Source organism: Nostoc sp. (assembly GCF_036919675.1).
Taxonomy (GTDB): domain Bacteria; phylum Cyanobacteriota; class Cyanobacteriia; order Cyanobacteriales; family Nostocaceae; genus Nostoc.
The window spans coordinates 65,564-84,459 of sequence record NZ_JBALCP010000077.1; the positions used below are offsets into that span (position 1 = coordinate 65,564).

Sequence of the window (18,896 nt, forward strand, 5' to 3'; positions counted from 1 at the left end):
CCTGAGTAATATTGCCACGGGTGTTTGCTGAAAGTTCTAAGTAACAGGTTCGTTGAAGTTAGATTAGGGAGTGCTAAAGAAATGGGCGTAACTTCGTCCGATGATCAAGAAGAGCAGAGACAAGTCTCAGAGGAAAAGCGTGAGTCTGCTGAAGATAGCAGGCTCTCACAAGAAAAGGAGCGTGAGTCTGCTGAAGATGTCAGGCTTTTACAAGAGGAGCAGCGACAGCTTGCTGAAGAAATGAGAAATTCTACTGAAGAAAGCCGGCAGCTTGCTGAAGAAATAAGAAATTCTGCCGAAGAAATGCGGCAGATTGCTGAAGAAGTGCGGCTAGTTAGAGAAGAACTCCGACAAGCTCAAGAGGAAGCACGGCAAGCTAAAGAGGAAGCACGGCAAGCTAAAGAGGAACTCCAAAAAGCCAGAGAGGAATTCCGACAAGCTATAAAGCAAGCGCGGCAGTCTACCGAATTCGGGTAGTATTAGAGATTAAAATGGATATTTATCAACTTGCCATTCGTCCGCTTTTGTTCAATCTGGTAAAAACCGATTCAGAGTGGTTACACCAGCAGACGATTCGCAGTTTTAATTGGCTATCCCAAACAGGCGTTCACCAAAGAGCTAGTTGGGTAAACCAACTCCTAAAGCAGTCCTTATGTCTATACGATTCACGCCTAGAACAAAATTTGTTTGGGCTAAACTTCCCAAATCCTGTAGGGTTAGCAGCTGGCTTTGACAAAGATGGAGTCGCTGCTGGCATTTGGTCTAACCTGGGTTTTGGCTTTGCAGAACTAGGAACTGTAACTTTTCACGCACAGCCAGGAAATCCGCGTCCGCGTTTGTTTCGCTTGCCGTTGGACAAAGCTGCTCTCAATCGCATGGGCTTTAATAATGGCGGTGCAGCAGCAATGGCGGCACGTTTGGGACAGGAAAAGCAGGATAACGTCCAGTTAATACCCATAGGGATCAATTTGGGTAAATCTAAGGTAACTCCCCTGGAAGCCGCCGCACAGGATTATCTCGATAGTTTTCGTTTACTCAAGGATTTGGGAGACTATTTTGTTGTTAATGTCTCTTCCCCGAATACACCAGGGTTGCGATCGCTCCAAGATGCTTCTATGCTCAGTACCATCTTGGAATTATTGCAACAAGAAAATCATCCACAAAAGCCAATTTTTGTCAAGATAGCGCCAGATTTGGATTGGGTTGCGATCGCTGACATTATTTCTTTGGCTAAAACCTACCAACTGGCGGGAATTATCGCCACCAACACCACCATCCGCCGTGATGGACTGAAAACCCAGATAATTGACCAAACTGGCAAATCACCCCAGTCAGAAGCTGGCGGAATTAGCGGTGAACCATTGCGCGATCGCTCCACTGAGGTAATTCGTTTTATTTGGCAGCAAACCCAAGGACAAATCCCGATTATTGGTGTTGGTGGCATTTTTTCCCCGGAAGATGCTTGGGAAAAAATTACTGCTGGTGCTAGCTTGATCCAGGTTTATACAGGCTGGATTTACGAAGGCCCATTGATGGTACGCCGAATTCTTTTAGGTTTGCTTGTCCTACTAGAACAGAGCGGATTAAATTCTATCAACGAAGCTGTGGGTTTAGAATTCAAAAATCAAAAGTAATTAATATTTTTGAATTTTGAATTGTTATCCTTCTTCCTCCACTGGGAAAAACTCCTTAGTTTTTTCCGAGTATGACCAGGCAATACCATCAGGGTCTTTGCTGCGACTCCACTCTGGAAACTCTGGATCATTTCGCCGTTTATAAACCGTGCTGGAATAGACATTTAGCCGTTTGGCAAGTTCAGATTGGATCAGAGAGCCAAAAACTAACTGTTTTTCCAGCGATCGTTTAGCTGGCTCATGGATTGGCTGTGGGAGTGATTCGGTTTCTAGTTCTTCCTCCTGTAGGGTTGGTGGTGGTGCTAGGAGCGATCGCGCAGTTTTAGTAACTGGTTGAGCAGGAAGTTCTTTAATAGGCTCACTACTATCAAGAATATTCCCAAGAATGCTGGCAGTTATAAAGTAATAAGACTGCCCCGCCTCTTCAGAGTTGAGTATACTCGCACCAAATTCCGAGGCTTTACCATCCAAGTAGCGTTTTGCCGTTGTTCCAGGAAAATTGCCCCTGATTGCCAAGTCCATTGGCGTAAGTCTGCCCTGATTTTCACGAACCAATTGATGAAAAATTGGGTTAACTCGTACAGTCCACTGTTGCCATTGATATTCCTGCCAAAGCTTGAAGCCAATTACCAGGAAAATTACCGCCAGTAAAATTCTCCAGGTAGCAACCAGGAAAATAATCAAAAACGAGATGGGCAAAAGTAGAACGAGAAAAGCCTTGCCGTTATCTTCTATGGGTTTTTCACTCATGCCGATTTTTGCCAAGTGAATTTTGGGAAATAATATTATTATCTTGGCAAAAATTGGCCCACTTTTTTGTATATTTTGGCCAAGTTGTGGCAAAATGTCGGCAAAACCTTTATTTAGTGGGTGTTATAACCTTCTAAACTTGCAACTTATCTAATATTGGTCTGCGATCGGGCAAAAGTTTTTTCAAGAGAGAAAATAAGAAAGTTTTGACCAGAGCGATCGCAATCCAGCGTGGATAATATTCCCCCGAAATTCTGAGTAGCAGCTCGCTTGTGCCACTCAGACTTCTCTTTCCAAAGCAATAATTCTAAATTAGCTTTCTAGCCCCTTGACAACAAATAATACGTATACTACATTAATAATACAAGTCAACTTTCATTAGAAAGTTAGCTTTCACCAGTAGCGGGTAGCTCAAATGACAGAGCGCCCACCTTGCCTGGAAAGGCCGACATATCGAGGGTTATCGCATATAACTAAAACACCCTTGATCAAACTTCTGGAGGTGCAGGTAAAAATCCTGTTCCGCTACACCAAACTAATCTCAGACTTCGGCAACTCTTAGAGACGCTGCGCGTAGCTTGCTTCCCCGCAGGGGTACGCTCAGTCGAACGATTTTGGATTGAATCTAAAATCTAAAATTTAAAATCTAAAATTTTTCATGTGGTGGGTAGCTCAGTGGTTAAAGCGCCTAAACCTTATTCACCCCTTGCCTGAAAAGGCCGACGAATTGAGGGTTATCGCCTGCCAAGCGGGAGGTCGCGGGTTCGATTCCCGCTCCACTACACCAATTAATTTTAGATTTTAGACTTCGGCTCCTTTCGGCAACTCTTGGAGACGCTGTGCGTGGCTTGCTTCCCCGTAGGGGTACGCTCAAGGCAAATCGCTCAGTCGAACGATTTTGGCTTTTGGATTTAATTTAAAATCTCAAATCAAAAATTTCATGTGGCGGGTAGCTCAGTGGTAGAGCGCTAAACATCCTTGTTCACCCCTTGCCTGAAAAGGCCGACGAATTAGGGTTATCGAATCGGGTTCGAGAGGTCGCGGGTTCAAATCTCGCTCCGCTACACCAAATAATTTTAGATTAAATTTAAAATCCAAAATCCAAAATCCAAAATTTTCATGTGGCAGGTAGCTCAGTTGGTAGAGCGCCGAAAAACATCCTTGTTCACACCTTGCCTGAAAAGGCCGACGAATTAGGATTATCGCCTCTTAAGCCGGATGTCGCAGGTTCAAATCCTGCTCTGCCACCTTTCCTTTTTGCCCGCAAGGGCCGGGAGATGAAACGATGAATTACAATTTTTTCACTAACAAAAAAACTACAACACCCCAAAATCAGCCTATCCCCGGACGGGAAGCAGAAATGGTTCAGGGACGTTCCGGCGGTTGGATGTTTAATGCTGGCATTTGGAAGATGCTACGCCGTTGTCTGTTGGTTGGCACAGCAAAAAGCACTTACTATGGCGGAAAGCAGGAATTAACTGAGGATTTTGTGACAGTTGTCAGACAAGCAGTTGCCGAAAATCCCAGCCGTGCGGCAGAAGAAATTCTCTATGCTAGCGATGGACGCGCCATCAATAACAGTGCGCCTATCTTAGCTTTGGTGCTGCTGTCGATGGGTGAAGCACCACAAGCAAAACAGGCTTTTGGTGAAATCTTCCCGCAAGTTGTCCGCACTGGTAGCCACTTCTACGAATGGTTGAATTACACCAAATCTCTGCGGGGATTTGGCAAAGTCGTGCGGGAAGCTGGTAAAACTTGGCTCTCACGGGAAGATGTCAAGGGTTTAGCTTATCAACTGTTGAAATATCAACAGCGTCAAGGCTTCTCCCACCGAGATGCATTGCGGTTGTTCCATGTCAAACCGCCTACAGAAAATCACCGTCAACTATTTGAGTGGGTAGTTAGAGGCTGGGAAGAATTGCCCGCAGACATTCCCTCAGAGGCGTTGGCGCAGATTTGGTGGTATGAATGGCTCAAGCGAAATCCCACCCAAACCCATGAAGCTATTTCCCAAGGACGCTTAACCCACGAAATGGCTGCACCTGTGGGCAAAATGGACAAGCTTGCTTGGCAGCTGCTATTTCAGGAAATGCCAATAGGTGCAATGCTGCGTAACTTGGGTTCTTTAACTGAACTGGGCGTGTTGCGAGCTGATGAAAGCGCCAATTTGCTGCAAGTGGAAACAGTTCTTAATCGCAGAGAACATCTGCGTAAAGGTCGCATCCATCCGATTGATGTTTTGAAAGCACTCAAAACTTATCAATCTGGTGGAACATTAGGACGCAGTAAGAAAACTTGGAACCCAGTTCCTCGGATTGTGGACATTTTAGAAAAGGCGGTTGAACTGTCTTTTGATGTTGTGCAACCCACACGTAAAGTGTTCATGCACGCCGTAGACGTTTCTGGTTCTATGGGTAGCTTGGTTGCAGATATGGGACTAAGTTGTTGTGAAATTGCCACTACAATGGCACTAGTAACAGCAAAAGCAGAGAAAAACTACATGATTCGCGGCTTTGCTACGGAATTCCGTGAATTAGGTATCACTGCCAAAGATAGTTTTAGTTCTGCGGTTCGCAAAGCTAGCAACCAAAACTTTGGTGGAACAGATGCATCTGTGGCTTACGACTGGATGATTAAGAATAAGTTCAAGGCGGATGTAGTCTGCTTTTGGACTGACTCAGAAAGCTGGGCTGGAAATAAGCATCCAAGTCAAGCGTTGAAGGAATACCGCAAAAAGGTGAATCCCAACGTCAAGGCGGTGTATGTCAGCTTGACACCTTACCAAATTACCTTGGTAGATCCTCAAGATTCGCTGTCTTGGGATTTGTCAGGGTTTGATCCGGGTACGCCTCGGATCATCCAAATGCTGGCTACGGATGAGTTGTAGATATTGCTGAAGGGTAAATGATAAACACTTTATCCTTCATGCTTCATGGCGGGTTATCCCTGTTCGCAACTTGCCTTTCGGGGCCGTTCGCGAAGCGTGGCGTTAGCCAAGAATTTAGGGTTATCGGTTATGTCTCCACCATTGTGGGGATTAGCGGGTTCAAACCCCGCACCCGCCTTTGTTTGATTCAGAACTTACACAAAGACACAAAGAAGAAGGCGATTTAATTTTTGAATGGTCGTTTTTCTATTTCAGCGATGGGTAAAAGTAGGGTGTCTTCGATGTGCGATCGGATTTTGGAACTAATAGTTTTAGCTTTATCAGCATTATTTAGGCAATTAACCAAAAGCTTATTAGCATAGTAATACTGCTTCAATAATTTATAATTTCGAGAATTAATAAATTCCCAATTATGTCCTATGTTGCGATGCTGAATTATTATATTTCTTAATTTTTCTACAAAATCTTCACCATTTTCTTTCCACCAGTTATCATACTCTGTTATTTCATCAATTTCACTATTATCACTTTCATAATTGTCTGTAATATCCCACTGAGGTAATCTATGTCCAAGTTGTATTAATTCTTTATTAAATTGGGAGTTAGAGGTGCAGATTTGAGAAATAGCAATAGTATCTATAGGAGCAGCAGCAGAGGTAACTCTAATTTTATTGATAAGATTCAAGTCAAGTGCAAATTCTGTAGCATTAGCAAGATTAAGAGAATCAACATAATTTGAAGCTCCTGTAATATCTATTAAAAATTCTTCATCTATGTCACAGACTAAAGTAAAGTCTATATTACTAGTTAAACTATTTTTAGAGTTATAAATCATATCTAAAGCAAGAGAAAAATAAAAACTTCGAGTAGTTACTAACTTATATTTTACTGTGACTGAATTTGATTTTTCCTCTAACCATAATAACAACTCTTGTAACTCATCTTCTACCTCACTGCTAATAAAATTATCAATTACAGTCTTTAAAAAAAGTATTTGTTCAGAATCCCAGGTCATATTAGTAGCTATTGAAAAGACTTCACGCCAGCGTTCATCTGAAATATTCAATAGTAAACTATGCACTTTAATATCACAATTATCAATGAAATTTTTGAGCTTTGTTGCTGTAAAATACTCTTGAAATGTTAAATGAGAGAAAGAATATAGCTCTTGCGCATGATGGAATCTTTTCAAGAGCATCTTCCAGTTGTTTGATACTTTCTGGAAACGGTGCAATCTGCAAGAATGTTGCCTGTTGCAATATAGCAAATACTTCATCTTGTAGCTTAACGCCTGCAATCGCATCCTCACGCCCAACAAAATCAGGATTTTCAGATATTGTTTTATCTTCACTAAAATTTTCAGTTTGTGGTAACTCTGAAGTATTTTGATTTAATAACTCAGGTTTGTACTTGGCAAATAAAGCAATCAATTGTGGAAGCTTTGAACGGCGTTCGTCTGAAAATTCATTATTTAAGCCAAATAACTTACAAATTTCCTCACGATGTTTTCTGACAGTTGGTTTCTGAATATGCAAAGAATTAGCGATCGCTTCATCTTTTTCATTAGCCAGTAGTTTCAGCAGTACCTCTCGCCGCCTTTCGGTTAAGCGATTAAACACTGCATTGAAATGTTGTTGATTCATAACTATCAGCCCATCACAACCACGGTACACATCTGTGTACTCGATCTAGTCACAAAGACTCACAGCATGTGTATTACTTGTGTACTAGGCTAACGCAAAAGTTGATGTAGTAATTCACTACTGGCAACTTATGAAATCTACCTACATCAACAGACGATGCTACTATCAAGGTAATGGTGGCGTTCTTCTTCCTGCTGTCACCACAGTTTTAAAAGCGACACAGCCACCAAAGTCTCTAGCCGCCCTTTCCTATTGGCGCAATAAAGTTGGCGATGCAGAGGCAAATCGAATCGCTGCTAACAGCCGTCGCCGAGGAAATGCCTTGCACCAGTTGATTAAAGAACACCTGCAAGGTTACTCACCCAAACCGGACAAAAGCCTGATTCAGCCTTATTGGGATAGCGTTCAATCTGTGCTAAACCAACTTAGCGATGTTCAACTTGTTGAGGAAATCGTGCCTAACTATAAGGAACTTTATGCCGGGAAAGTTGATTTAGTTACCCGTTATCAAGGTGTTCCGCATGTAATTGAATGGACTACAGCTGAGGAACCAAAACTGAGAATTGATAAGCTTTATGACAAGCCTTTACAACTAGCTGCTTATGGTGGTGCGATAAATCGGTATTATAGCGATCGCCTCTTTAACTCCAAAATTAACCATGCTCTCATTGTTGTAGCTTTGCCAGGTGAAGAAGCAGAGATTTTTGAATTTGATCGTGCAAGGCTAATTCATGTCTGGCATCAATGGCTTAATCGGCTGAATTTTTTCTTCAGTGCAGTTGCTGCCTAAAAGTGCGATCGCATACCTGCCCAAACTAGGCATCGCAAACATTTACCTCTGGTAGAATAGACAAGATGCTTTTTTGGCAAGATAATGTAATACAACTTAGCAATATTCGAGCGATCGCTGTTCCTTTTGGATGTAATTGCTATTAAGGCGGCAATCTGCTACATATCAGCCTGGTTTCATCCCAATTTGTCCACCTAAAGACAGTAGATGAAGTTTTGTCTGAGTAACTATAAGGGATGAAATAGCTCTGCTTTCCAAAAAGTGAAAAAGGAACAGATTTTTATGACATTTGATTACGACCTGTTTGTCGTTGGTGCTGGGCCTGGAGGATTGGCAGCAGCTAAAAAAGCAGCTAGTTACGGTGTCCGTGTAGCTGTTGCTGAACAAGAAGCCATCGGTGGAACCTGTGTAAATCGCGGTTGCGTTCCCAAAAAACTGATTGTTTACGCCGCTGACTTCGCTCTGCAAAATCAAATAGCGCAGAGTTATGGGTGGAGTGACTGTCAAACATACTTTGACTGGACATTATTTATTAAGTCAGTACACCAGCATATTGACAAGATTAACCAATCTTATTTTCAGCAATTACACAAAGCTGGAATTGAACTAATTCCTGAATATGCCACTTTCATCGATACCCATACTATCAATATTGATGGACGCAAAGTTACAGCAGACAAAATTTTAATTGCTGTGGGAGGACAACCCCTCAAGCCCCAAATCCCAGGTATAGAATACGCCATCACATCCCGTGAGATGTTTCAGCTGCCTTATCTGCCGAAACGTTTAGCAGTCATTGGTGGCGGCTACATTGGCGTAGAATTTTCCAGCATGATGCACGCTTTTGGCTGCGAGGTGACAGTAATTGAAAAAGACGAGATGATTTTATCGGGGTTTGATAATGACATTCGCTCTGCGGTACAACAAGGTTTGAGCAAACGGGGAATTAAGTTGTTCACCAACAGCATCGGTCAAGAAATCAAATTCTCCGAAGAAGGTTTGTTGTTAACTATTACTGGTGAGAACCAAGAAATAATTACAGCAGATACCATCTTAGTTGCGACAGGTTACGCTCCAAATACTAAGAATCTTGGTTTGGAAAATGCCCATGTTGAACTTGGTGAACATGGTGCAATTAAAGTAGATGAATACAGCCGTACCAGCCAAGAAAATATTTTTGCTGTAGGTGACTGCACCAGCCGCCTGCAATTGTCTCCAGTGGCTCGGGCAGAAGGTATTGCCTTTGCCGATACAGTTTTTGGGAACAAGCCGCAAAAACTGAATTATGATTATGTGCCCACTGCTGTTTTTTGCCGTCCAGAAGCGGCTAGTGTGGGGATGACGGAGGCGAAAGCACGGGAAAAATTTGGTGAATCTGTACAATGCTACTGCACCCAGTTCCAACCACTGTTGTATCAGTTAATCGAACAGGATGAGCCAACTACTATGAAGATAGTCTTAAATGGTGATTCTGGGCAAGTTTTGGGTGCTCATATGGTGGGTGAACACGCAGCAGATATCATTCAAAGTCTCGGCGTGGCAATTCGCAAGGGCATTACCAAAGAAGATTTGGATGAAACAATAGCCATTCATCCCACGACAGGAGAAGAATTCTTGTCCTTAACTTAAAATCATGTGCAGGATTGAGTGAAGAAGACACGAACAGAGAAGGGGCGGCGTGTATGGGAGAAAATCCTTCTTCTCTGCTCCCCGCCCTTATGCCTAATTATTCTTGGGGAACTCCAAAAATTAAATTATCCAAGTTCTTGTATGCAATACAACTATCAGATTCTGTTTCCCCTGCTCAAGAACAGCTTCCACAGCAATTAGATATTTTTTTATTTGTCAGTCTCTTGTCCTTCTGAGCAAGATTTTGTGGGAGTGCCTAAATCGTCTAAAGTATTCATTAATGAGTTATCCTGTGGCATGAGGTGTCTGTTTTGGAAATTTACAATATCGTCAAAAGCTTCAAGAGCTTCAAGATCCTTAAGAGCCTCTGATGCAGACTGATATCGCTGTTTAAAGTCATCCAGCACCATTTTACTGAGAATCTGAGCTAGGGAGTGGCTCACCTGGGAGCGATCGCTCCATTTTATCTCTCCATCAGCATCTCTATTTAGCTCACGGGGTGCTATACCAGTCAAGGCTTTAATTCCAACCATGCCGACTGCATAGATATCACTACTGTAGTGTGGTCGCCCAAAACATTGCTCGCTTGGTGCGTAACCTTGAGTACCAATACCAATGGTGAAGGGGGTTTGCTCTTGATGATCAAGCTGTTTTGTGCTGACTTCTTTGACAGCTCCAAAGTCAATCAATACTAGTTTACCGTCTGAATGTCGCCGGATGATATTGCCGGGTTTAATATCCCGGTGAATCACGTTGTTTTTATGGACAAATATTAATGTTTGCAATAAGTCCCTGACAATTTTGATAACTGCAACTTCTTCAATTGCTCTACCTGTTGGGAGTTCCTGATTTAAAGGATGACCAATTATCTGTTCTTGCACTAAATAAAATTCTTCATCTTCTTCAAAATACGCTAAAAGTTGAGGTATTTGACTGTGTGTTCCCAATTTTTCTAGTGTTTGCGCCTCTGAGTTAAATAAACGTCTGGCAAGTTGCAAGGCTTCTTGTTTGGTGCTGGCTGGTTTTAGTTGCTTGACAACACATCGCGGATTACCAGGACGTTGAGTATCTATGGCAATGTAGGTTTCGCTGAATCCACCGGAACCGAGAACTTTGACAATTTTGTAGCGTTGAGCCAAAACTTTCCCTGATAAGGCTAAATCTCGTTGCTGGATTAGGTCTTGTAAGTCATCCTGTTGGCTAATAATCTCTTGGACAACGGGGGAAGTTTTATACTTCTGAAAAATATCTAATAATTGGCGTTTTCTGATGCTTTCCCTTACCAATGAGGTTGTCAGATAGCAAAGTCCGGTCATCGTGATCGCGATCATTGGTAAAGTAGTAGGTAAAATTAACTGACCATAGACAAATAACCCATAACTAATTCCTACCCAAGTGCCAGAAAGGGCGAGGCTATATAGAAATCTATTGATACTACGTTTGCGTCTGCTAATCATCAAGGCTGTACTGCCAACTAGAATTAGCACAAACAAACCTCGCAATGGTGCACTGTTAATTCCTGGGGAGATCGCTTTATCTTTCATCAAAGTTGCGATCGCATTGGCGTGAATTTCTACGCCCGACATAGGTTGAGTGCTGTTGCTAGCAGCGACTGGATAATAATCATTGTTTAACTTATCTGTCGCACCAATCAGCACTATTTTGTCTTTGAAGACCTTTCCCTGCTGTAAATAGGTGTTCCAGTTTTCCGGGTCGAGGACATGCCAAAAGGGTATTTGCTCAAATGTACCCGCAGGTCCCCAAAAATAAATGCGATCGCCCTTTGGTTGAGGATAATTTACTTGTGCTGCCCTAAGCGCTGCTTCATCAAAAGAAGGTAGCTTCTCGATCAAATTATCTTCAGCTAACAACTTAGAAAACTCACTCGCCAATCGATCAACTTTACCATCTACCTCTACGGGGAAATTAACTGAGCCAATGGATACTGACCCTTTACGAAACATCTGTTGTGGGTCTATGAGTTGTATAAAAGACCCTTGGTGCGTCTGGGAATTTTCGTAGACGGCTGCTAAGGTAACTTTGCTGCCATATTTTTGTAATACTGCCTGGAGTTGGCGATCGTCAGTAACTCCATAACTACTTTGCGTGTCAAAAAGGACATCTACCGCTATAGAGCGCACATCGGCTTTGATTAACTTTGTGATTACCTGAGCATATGCAGCACGTTTATAAGGATAAGATTTCAGTGTTTCTAGGTAGGCATACTGTTTCGGATTTGTTTTATAGTACTGTTCGGGAACTGATATTGACTGATCGTCTATTGCTAAAATTACGATGTCTTCTGGAGGCACAATCGACCCACGCAGTTGAAAAAAGCCAGAAAGCGCCTTATTTTCCATTACTTGAACCAAGTCCCCACCAGAAGCACTCAACACTGCTGCACTGATTGTCCAAGCACCAGCGAGGAGATGACCTAAGCGAACCATCCACCTAGATTGGCGAGCCGATGCTGTTGACGTTACTTTTGTCGGTTTACTTGAGTGTCTATTGGCAGCAGAGACATGGTTTTTAGTTAAGGTAGATGTAGGTTCTTCTGCCATATCGTGTTACTGATTGATTTAAGTCCAACACTTTATTTATTCAGACCACGTTTTAGTACAAGCACATTGAAATAAGACTTAAATGACAATCTTATACATTTGTAAAGTATCTTCTATTCATCAACAAACTTTTATTGGCAGAGCTAGCCCCAAGAGATTCCTACTCAGGTAGTGCTTAAGTTATTCTTTTCCTGTTGAGTGAGTTACAAGTAGTAATTGTCTCACAGATCAGACCCGGATATACTTCGCCTCTGCACTTGGTTGCGGCAAGATTTTACCCTCGCCTAACCAACAACTACGCTCTTAACTGGGTGTTTTACCAGAAGCCGTCCCAAGTCCGTCTTCTGTCTTTAGCGCAATATTGGTACTTCCCACAAAGCGTGTCCTGATACTGACAGCAAAACTTATAGATAGGCATTAATTTATATCCTACCCTAAGCCTATGCTATACCTCTTTAGGGGTAAACTTTAATGTTATACAGCGATGAATGCTGTTACTGGTTCAATTTTATTGGTAGATTTTGATCACAGGGTGGCTCTTGCAGTGCTGGAGGTGAATAAGGTTTAGCACCCAGGATCTCAACTCCAATGTTGCATCCGTTTTGATGCCTTGAAAGAGGTAGGATAAAACCTATAGATGAAGAGCTACTTTATAGATATTAGCAAACTTGCTATTTGAAAATTGCTATAATCTATTGTTCCATCTAAATTCATTTATATTATTAGGTGTAAATTTGTATGGGTTCTCCAATGAATCGTCTGTCTATTTTTGTAGACGGAAACAATATGTTCTATGCTCAACAAAAAAATGGCTGGTTTTTTGACCCGCGGCGAGTCTTAGAATACTTAAAACATGAGCAATCAGAAACAACCTTAATTAATGCATTCTGGTACACTGGTTTAAAAGACCCACAAGATCAGCGAGGTTTTAGAGATGCTCTAATTAGTCTGGGATATACAGTCCGAACTAAAATTCTTAAAGAATACTATGATGATACTTCTGGTCGGTACTCGCAAAAAGCGAATTTAGATATTGAAATTGTTGTAGATATGTTTAATACAGTAGACCAGTATGACCGAGTAGTATTATTCAGTGGCGATGGAGATTTTGAAAGAGCAATCGAATTATTACGCTCAAAAAATACACATATTACGGTAGTATCAACAGAAGGAATGATAGCTAGAGAGCTACGCAATGCTACTGACAGATATATAGATTTAAATGATATCAGAGATCAAATAGAAAAAACCGAAGGTTAGTAGCCTTAGCAATTATTTACAAAGGTAAGAGTAAAAGAAAAACTAAGGTTGAAGATATTTTGAGCCACAAGTAACAACTAAACAAGAAACGGCAAATGACAAACAAAACTGATCGAATCATCATTTTTGATACTACACTGCGAGATGGAGAGCAATGTCCCGGAGCGACTCTGAATATAGACGAAAAGCTAGTTATTGCCAAGCAATTAGCGCGTCTGGGCGTGGATATAATTGAGGCAGGCTTTGCCTTTGCTAGTCCTGGAGATTTTGAAGCAGTTAAGAAAATTTCCCAAATTGTGGGGACAGGAAATGGCCCAGTAATTTGCAGTTTGGCAAGAGCAATTAAAGCAGATATTGAAGCAGCCGCAGAAGCGTTAAAACCAGCAGTTAACGCCAGAATTCACACATTTATTTCGACTTCTGATATTCATTTAGAGTATCAGTTACGGAAGTCACGGGCAGAAGTACTAGCGATCGCCGAGGAAATGGTAGCATACGCCAAGTCCTTCATGACAGATATAGAATTTTCACCAATGGATGCGGCCCGTACCGATCCAGAATTTCTTTACCAAGTGTTAGAGCGAGCGATCGCATCTGGTGCAACAACAGTTAACATTCCCGATACTGTGGGTTACACAACCCCTAGCGAATTTGGGGCAATGATTAAGGGCATTATCGAAAATGTCCCCAATATCGACCAAGCGATTATTTCTGTTCACGGTCATAATGATTTAGGCTTGGCAGTTGCTAACTTCTTAGAAGCCGTCAAAAATGGCGCACGGCAACTAGAATGTACGATCAATGGGATTGGTGAACGCGCCGGAAATGCGTCACTAGAAGAATTAGTCATGGCGCTGCATGTGCGGCGACAATATTTTAATCCCTATCTCGGAAGACCAGAAGAATCTCAAGAATCCCTGACAAATATCGACACCCGGCAAATTTACAAAACCTCACGCTTAGTTTCTAATTTGACGGGAATGCTAGTACAACCAAATAAAGCGATCGTCGGGGCGAATGCCTTTGCTCATGAGTCTGGGATTCACCAAGATGGTGTGTTAAAAAACAAACTCACCTATGAAATTATGGATGCCCAATTGATTGGCTTAACAGACAATCAAATAGTTTTGGGTAAACATTCAGGGAGAAATGCTTTTCGCACTCGGTTGAAAGAATTGGGCTTTGAACTGTCGGATACTGAGTTAAATAAAGCATTCGTCAGATTCAAAGAGGTAGCAGATAAAAAGAAAGAAATTTCTGATTGGGATTTAGAAGCGATCGTTAACGATGAAATCCAACAAGCACCTGATTTGTTCCGGGTAGAGTTGGTGCAAGTTTCCTGTGGTAGCAATGCCAAACCCACCGCTACAGTCACCCTCCGCACCCCAGAAGGTGAAGAATTAACCGATGCTGCGATCGGGACTGGCCCAGTGGATGCAGTTTACAAAGCCATCAACCGGGTGGTGAATGTGCCCAACGAGTTGATTGAGTTTTCTGTGCAGTCAGTAACAGCTGGTATTGATGCCATTGGAGAAGTGACGATTCGTTTACGTTATGAATCTAGAGTGTTTTCTGGTCATGCAGCGAATACGGATATTATCGTGGCATCTGCTCAAGCTTATGTAAATGCGCTGAACAGGCTGTATTATGCATTGCAAACTCAAGAAAAGCCAGAGAAAGTATCTGCACAGAAAGTGTAAAAATAATTGAGATTCTAACCCCTCTCTGCAATGCATAGAGGGTTATTTTTTTGTTGATAGCGGTAACTCATTAATTGCCACTACATGAAAATAAAGGTTTCGGTGATTTTTTGCATAAGTCCTGCTAATTACATATGTATAAATGTATAAGCATGTTTGAATTACATTAGCGCTGTTTTTTGTCAAAATACTATTGCAAAGTCAAGTAAACGTGTGATGATACTTAAATACACACAACTACATCAATGATCTGAGAGGATGTTTTAAAAGTCGCAAAAGGTATAATTTTGCCGTTCTGAGTTGGGTTAACTCCGACGAAAAATTAAGGTTTTAGCCATGTATCGAGATACTTGCCTGTGCTAATTATGAAAGCAAAAGACCCTTTTAAAACATCCTCTGAGACGCATTGAATTTTTCAAGTTTAAAACCTCACAACAAGGTTTTTAGGCTCCAAAAAGTAAAATTTAGATGCCGACAGTTTATTGCTTAATTGAGGTATAAATTATGCAATATCATGCTGTTCGTTTAATATTCCAGCAGGGTTAGCAACTGTTGCTTGAACTAATGTGAATTTGAGAAGCACAAAGAGAAATCATTTAAAGTGCTTCAACATCAACTTATTGATTTTCTAGGAAAAAGAGACATTCTACTATGGAGGTGCTACTTGAACCAAAAATCTCATTCTGTTTTGTTGCTAGGAGTTTTGATTGTATCTATTAGTGGTTGTAGATCCTCTACAGAACAGTATAAGCGCTTAACGCAGGCTGGCATAGCTTATTCAGATAGTGTTGAAAACCTCATCAGTTTTGCAGGTGATACTCAAATAAATTCTACTTCTGAAAAAATTCTTGTGCTCTGTAAACCACCGGTTAAACCACTAGCTGTTGAAACTTGTACTAGTTCTTATGACACTTTATCACAAGATGATGCGTCATATCTTGATGCTTTAGATTTGTTGAGTCGACAAACACACCTTTTAAGACGCTACTTCACTGTTCTGGGTACGTTAGCTTCTTTTGGTGATACTACTACAGTTCAAACTGCGAAAGATGATGCTGATAACATTGCAGAGAGTCTAAACACCTTGGGCACTGAAATTAAGGCTAATCATCTCGTTAAAAAAGGTTTATTAGGAGATGTTACTCAACTGTTGGTTTCTAACTCCGTTCGAGGTGCTCTTGGAGAGGAGTTACGGTTTAGAAAGTCAACTTTGACACAAGTATTAAATTATCAGGAGATACTCATAAAGATACTTGGTGATGGAATAAGAGCAGATTTGTTGTTTATCAGAAGTGCTCAAGAAAACCGTCTCAAAGATCAACTTATAGTGGAGCCTAATGAAGAATTTAATTCTGATGATTGGATAAAAAAACGCCAAGAGATTTTAAGTTTTACTCAGCAGAACAAGGAATTTGATGAAGCGAGTGCTAGAGAAATGGAGTTAAGAACTGCTTTCAAAGAAATAGTGGGTGGAAATATTGATCGTGAAAAAATCAACCGAGTTATCACTGAAATCAATTCTTCACCTGTTCTGCTCCCTAGACAAAATGCTGATAAATAATAGGAGATACTTTAATGTCACTAACAATAGATGATTTAGAGAAATTTGAGAATTACTTGTATAATTCCTCAGAGACAAAGAAATACATAAATACACTAAGCCAAGAAGAAATAAACAGTTTTAATAAGGGAATAACCGAGTTTTCACACTATGTTAATACATTAAGAGCACACCAGATAGAACTAGTCATAAAAAAACTAGAGCAAGCTTCTAAAGACCTTCTAGATGGTATAGATAAGATCAAAAAGCAAATTGCTTCTTTAAAGAGCCTTGCCACAACTATAAACATCTTTTCCGAATTATTTAGGGTTCTTGAAGGAGTCGTTTCATCTGTTTTGCCATTACCTTAATATGAAACTAAGCTAAATGGATGCTTAAGCCAAGGAGGTAACTCGCTGCCTACCTACAAAACCATAAATAACGTCATCAGGCGTTGTTTTTTTTATGATTGCGAGTTTTAATTCTTGGTTCATCTAGCTGAATCTTCTATTTAATAATATGTTGATGTGTAATAATTAATTCTAATTCATTCTTGTAGTCAGTGGATTGCAGCCTAAGATGATGAAATTACTGAACCATTAGCTAGATAGCAGAGGCTATATTTAGTGTTCAAAGATATGGGTGCATCTAGCATTGATTATGAATCAGCCGACAACAAAATCTTGGCAAGAAGTTCGCGCAGCTTTTCAAAAAATCTGGGGTTATGAGGATTTTCGTCCACCACAGGGAGAAATTGTCAGCAGTTTATTAGCACAAAAAGATGCACTGATAATTATGCCCACAGGTGGCGGTAAGTCGATTTGTTTTCAACTTCCCGCACTGCTACAAACAGGATTAACTTTGGTAGTTTCACCCTTAGTGGCGTTGATGGAAAATCAAGTACAGGAACTACGAGAAAGCCACCAAAAAGCTGCACTTTTACATAGTGAATTGTCTTCATCTCAACGTCGTGCAACTCTGCAAGCTTTAGAAAATCAACAGCTAAGATTACTTTATTTATCGCCAGAAACTTTGTTAAGTGCACCAGTCTGGGAAAGATTATGTCAGCCGCAGTTGCAAATTAATGGCTTAATTTTGGATGAAGCCCATTGTTTAGTGCAGTGGGGTGATACTTTTCGCCCAGCTTATCGTAGATTAGGGGCTGTGCGTCCTGCACTACTAAAATCAAAACCACCGGGAACAAAAATTAGCATTGCTGCTTTTACCGCTACTGCTGACCCCTCAGCCCAAAAAATTATTCAAACAGTTTTACAATTACAGCAACCAGAGATTTTTCGCTTGAATCCCTACCGTCCTAATTTGCATCCTAGCATCCGCATTGCTTGGACACCACGAGGTAGGAAACAACAATTATTAAAGTTTATTCAAAATAGACCGCAACAATCTGGATTAGTTTATGTTCGCACTAGGAAAGATAGCGAAGATTTAGCCCAATGGTTAGCAGAGATGGGTTATGCCACAGCTAGTTATCATGCGGGATTGGGTGCAACAGAACGCCGTGCAGTAGAAGCAAGCTGGTTAGGTGGTAAAATTCCCTTTGTTGTGTGTACCTGTGCCTTTGGTATGGGGATAAATAAATCTGATGTGCGCTGGGTGGTTCACTTTCACGCACCACATCTTCTATCTGAATATGTGCAAGAAATTGGCCGGGCTGGAAGAGATGGGAAACCGGCCCAAGCGTTGACATTGGTGAGTGAACCTACGGGGTGGTTAGATCCAGAGGATAAGCAAAGACAGGAGTTTTTTCAAGAACAAATGCGATCGCAACAGCAGATAGCGCAGCAACTTGTGAAAAAATTACCAAAACAGGGAGAAGTGAATGCAGTAACCCGACAATTTCCCGAAGGTGCGATCGCCTTAGCTTTACTCCATAGCAATGGTCAGCTAAACTGGCTTGATCCTTTCCATTACACCATTGGGCAAAAAGCGGCAACTCAGCCACCAACGCAATTACATGCCGCCAAACAAATGCATCAATATCTGACAACTAAGCAATGTCGTTGGCAGTTTTTATTAAATGCCTTTGGTTTTGATAAAGAAGCAGCTAATTGGCGTTGCGGACATTGCGACAATTGCTGCTAAACTGCGCTGTTCTCTGTCACCTGTCCCCTATCCAATAGACATCTCCGAAAAAGAATCTCAATCCCTTATGCTGTTTAGATGAAAACCTAATTTATAGAGATGTCTAATAGGTTTGGTTCAGGATTGTTACTGTAAATTTACAACAGTTTTCATTTAATTAAACCACACATGTTGTAAGGGCACAGCAATGCTCATGGGTATCAACTTAAGCCAAGACTCCTTTAAGACAAGACCTCGTTTCCAGCCTCTGGCTGGAGATTGCGGCTCTGCCGCGAGTAAGGGAGGCGGAGCCTCAAAATAGGCATTTCCAGTCAGAGACTGTAAACGAGGTAATAACTCTGTTTACGAGTATCAAACACTCATTCACGAGTATCAAAGACTCATCGGCGAGTATCAAAC

14 protein-coding genes and 3 tRNA genes are annotated in these 18,896 nt (G+C 41.3%); 13 read left to right on the forward strand and 4 right to left on the reverse strand.

From position 1 onward, the window contains the following. Positions 1-81: 81 nt before the first annotated feature. On the forward strand, positions 82-477 hold the full coding sequence (locus V7K49_RS16080; protein ID WP_334870151.1) for a hypothetical protein: 396 nt from the start codon (positions 82-84) through the stop codon (positions 475-477). 14 nt (positions 478-491) lie between these two features. Beyond that, positions 492-1,634 (forward strand): quinone-dependent dihydroorotate dehydrogenase, encoded by a 1,143-nt coding sequence (locus V7K49_RS16085; RefSeq protein WP_335206404.1) that lies wholly within the window; start codon positions 492-494, stop codon positions 1,632-1,634. A gap of 24 nt (positions 1,635-1,658) precedes the next feature. On the opposite strand, the gene V7K49_RS16090 is transcribed toward V7K49_RS16085, so the two are convergent. Further along, the gene (locus V7K49_RS16090) at positions 1,659-2,384 is read right to left on the reverse strand and encodes a hypothetical protein (protein ID WP_335206405.1); all 726 of its coding nucleotides are present in this window, start codon (positions 2,382-2,384) and stop codon (positions 1,659-1,661) included. A gap of 399 nt (positions 2,385-2,783) precedes the next feature. On the opposite strand from V7K49_RS16090, the gene V7K49_RS16095 reads away from it, so the two are divergent. The 4 genes from V7K49_RS16095 (at position 2,784) to V7K49_RS16110 (ending at position 5,271) form a co-directional block, all read left to right on the forward strand. Next, positions 2,784-2,917 (forward strand) — tRNA-OTHER (locus tag V7K49_RS16095). A gap of 127 nt (positions 2,918-3,044) precedes the next feature. Beyond that, positions 3,045-3,171, forward strand: a tRNA-OTHER gene (locus tag V7K49_RS16100). 335 nt (positions 3,172-3,506) lie between these two features. Continuing rightward, a tRNA-OTHER gene (locus tag V7K49_RS16105) sits at positions 3,507-3,632 on the forward strand. A 37-nt stretch (positions 3,633-3,669) separates the two neighbouring features. Continuing rightward, a complete protein-coding gene (locus V7K49_RS16110) occupies positions 3,670-5,271 on the forward strand; it encodes a TROVE domain-containing protein (protein ID WP_335206407.1) in 1,602 nt (533 codons plus the stop codon). Between the two features lie 223 nt (positions 5,272-5,494). Here the strand turns inward: V7K49_RS16110 and V7K49_RS16115 are convergent, their stop codons facing one another. Together V7K49_RS16115 and V7K49_RS16120 are read right to left on the reverse strand one after the other, a co-directional pair. Beyond that, positions 5,495-6,337, reverse strand: a complete 843-nt coding sequence (locus tag V7K49_RS16115) for an NACHT C-terminal helical domain 2-containing protein (protein WP_335206408.1) — start codon at positions 6,335-6,337, stop codon at positions 5,495-5,497. Positions 6,338-6,368: 31 nt separating this feature from the next. Next, positions 6,369-6,914, reverse strand: a complete 546-nt coding sequence (locus V7K49_RS16120; RefSeq protein ID WP_335206410.1) for a LuxR C-terminal-related transcriptional regulator — start codon at positions 6,912-6,914, stop codon at positions 6,369-6,371. A gap of 130 nt (positions 6,915-7,044) precedes the next feature. On the opposite strand from V7K49_RS16120, the gene V7K49_RS16125 reads away from it, so the two are divergent. Next, a complete protein-coding gene (locus V7K49_RS16125) occupies positions 7,045-7,704 on the forward strand; it encodes an exonuclease (RefSeq protein ID WP_335206412.1) in 660 nt (219 codons plus the stop codon). A gap of 282 nt (positions 7,705-7,986) precedes the next feature. Then, complete coding sequence (gorA, locus tag V7K49_RS16130) at positions 7,987-9,333, forward strand: glutathione-disulfide reductase (RefSeq protein WP_335206413.1); 1,347 nt, start codon at positions 7,987-7,989, stop codon at positions 9,331-9,333. 209 nt (positions 9,334-9,542) lie between these two features. Here gorA and V7K49_RS16135 read toward each other — a convergent pair whose 3' ends face one another. Continuing rightward, entirely contained in the window at positions 9,543-11,894 is a 2,352-nt protein-coding gene (locus tag V7K49_RS16135; protein ID WP_335206414.1) for a CHASE2 domain-containing serine/threonine-protein kinase, read from the reverse strand. Positions 11,895-12,632: 738 nt separating this feature from the next. Between V7K49_RS16135 and V7K49_RS16140 the strand changes: the two genes are divergently transcribed. From V7K49_RS16140 to V7K49_RS16160, 5 genes are all read left to right on the forward strand, one after another. Further along, positions 12,633-13,154 (forward strand): LabA-like NYN domain-containing protein, encoded by a 522-nt coding sequence (locus V7K49_RS16140; RefSeq protein WP_273766051.1) that lies wholly within the window; start codon positions 12,633-12,635, stop codon positions 13,152-13,154. A gap of 95 nt (positions 13,155-13,249) precedes the next feature. Continuing rightward, the gene (locus V7K49_RS16145; protein WP_335206416.1) at positions 13,250-14,854 is read left to right on the forward strand and encodes a 2-isopropylmalate synthase; all 1,605 of its coding nucleotides are present in this window, start codon (positions 13,250-13,252) and stop codon (positions 14,852-14,854) included. 664 nt (positions 14,855-15,518) lie between these two features. Then, the gene (locus V7K49_RS16150; RefSeq protein ID WP_335206417.1) at positions 15,519-16,415 is read left to right on the forward strand and encodes a hypothetical protein; all 897 of its coding nucleotides are present in this window, start codon (positions 15,519-15,521) and stop codon (positions 16,413-16,415) included. 14 nt (positions 16,416-16,429) lie between these two features. Continuing rightward, the gene (locus V7K49_RS16155; RefSeq protein ID WP_335206419.1) at positions 16,430-16,765 is read left to right on the forward strand and encodes a hypothetical protein; all 336 of its coding nucleotides are present in this window, start codon (positions 16,430-16,432) and stop codon (positions 16,763-16,765) included. Between the two features lie 289 nt (positions 16,766-17,054). Next, the gene (locus tag V7K49_RS16160) at positions 17,055-18,497 is read left to right on the forward strand and encodes a RecQ family ATP-dependent DNA helicase (protein ID WP_335206420.1); all 1,443 of its coding nucleotides are present in this window, start codon (positions 17,055-17,057) and stop codon (positions 18,495-18,497) included. Positions 18,498-18,896: the final 399 nt, after the last annotated feature.

Excerpts from the sequence above, each read along its gene's own strand:
- V7K49_RS16080 (WP_334870151.1), top strand. The coding sequence starts at position 82 with ATGGGCGTAACTTCGTCCGATGATCAAGAAGAGCAGAGACAAGTCTCA.
- V7K49_RS16085 (WP_335206404.1), top strand. The coding sequence starts at position 492 with ATGGATATTTATCAACTTGCCATTCGTCCGCTTTTGTTCAATCTGGTA.
- V7K49_RS16090 (WP_335206405.1), bottom strand. The coding sequence starts at position 2,384 with ATGAGTGAAAAACCCATAGAAGATAACGGCAAGGCTTTTCTCGTTCTA.
- V7K49_RS16110 (WP_335206407.1), top strand. The coding sequence starts at position 3,670 with ATGAATTACAATTTTTTCACTAACAAAAAAACTACAACACCCCAAAAT.
- V7K49_RS16120 (WP_335206410.1), bottom strand. The coding sequence starts at position 6,914 with ATGAATCAACAACATTTCAATGCAGTGTTTAATCGCTTAACCGAAAGG.
- V7K49_RS16125 (WP_335206412.1), top strand. The coding sequence starts at position 7,045 with ATGAAATCTACCTACATCAACAGACGATGCTACTATCAAGGTAATGGT.
- gorA (WP_335206413.1), top strand. The coding sequence starts at position 7,987 with ATGACATTTGATTACGACCTGTTTGTCGTTGGTGCTGGGCCTGGAGGA.
- V7K49_RS16135 (WP_335206414.1), bottom strand. The coding sequence starts at position 11,894 with ATGGCAGAAGAACCTACATCTACCTTAACTAAAAACCATGTCTCTGCT.
- V7K49_RS16140 (WP_273766051.1), top strand. The coding sequence starts at position 12,633 with ATGGGTTCTCCAATGAATCGTCTGTCTATTTTTGTAGACGGAAACAAT.
- V7K49_RS16145 (WP_335206416.1), top strand. The coding sequence starts at position 13,250 with ATGACAAACAAAACTGATCGAATCATCATTTTTGATACTACACTGCGA.
- V7K49_RS16155 (WP_335206419.1), top strand. The coding sequence starts at position 16,430 with ATGTCACTAACAATAGATGATTTAGAGAAATTTGAGAATTACTTGTAT.
- V7K49_RS16160 (WP_335206420.1), top strand. The coding sequence starts at position 17,055 with ATGAATCAGCCGACAACAAAATCTTGGCAAGAAGTTCGCGCAGCTTTT.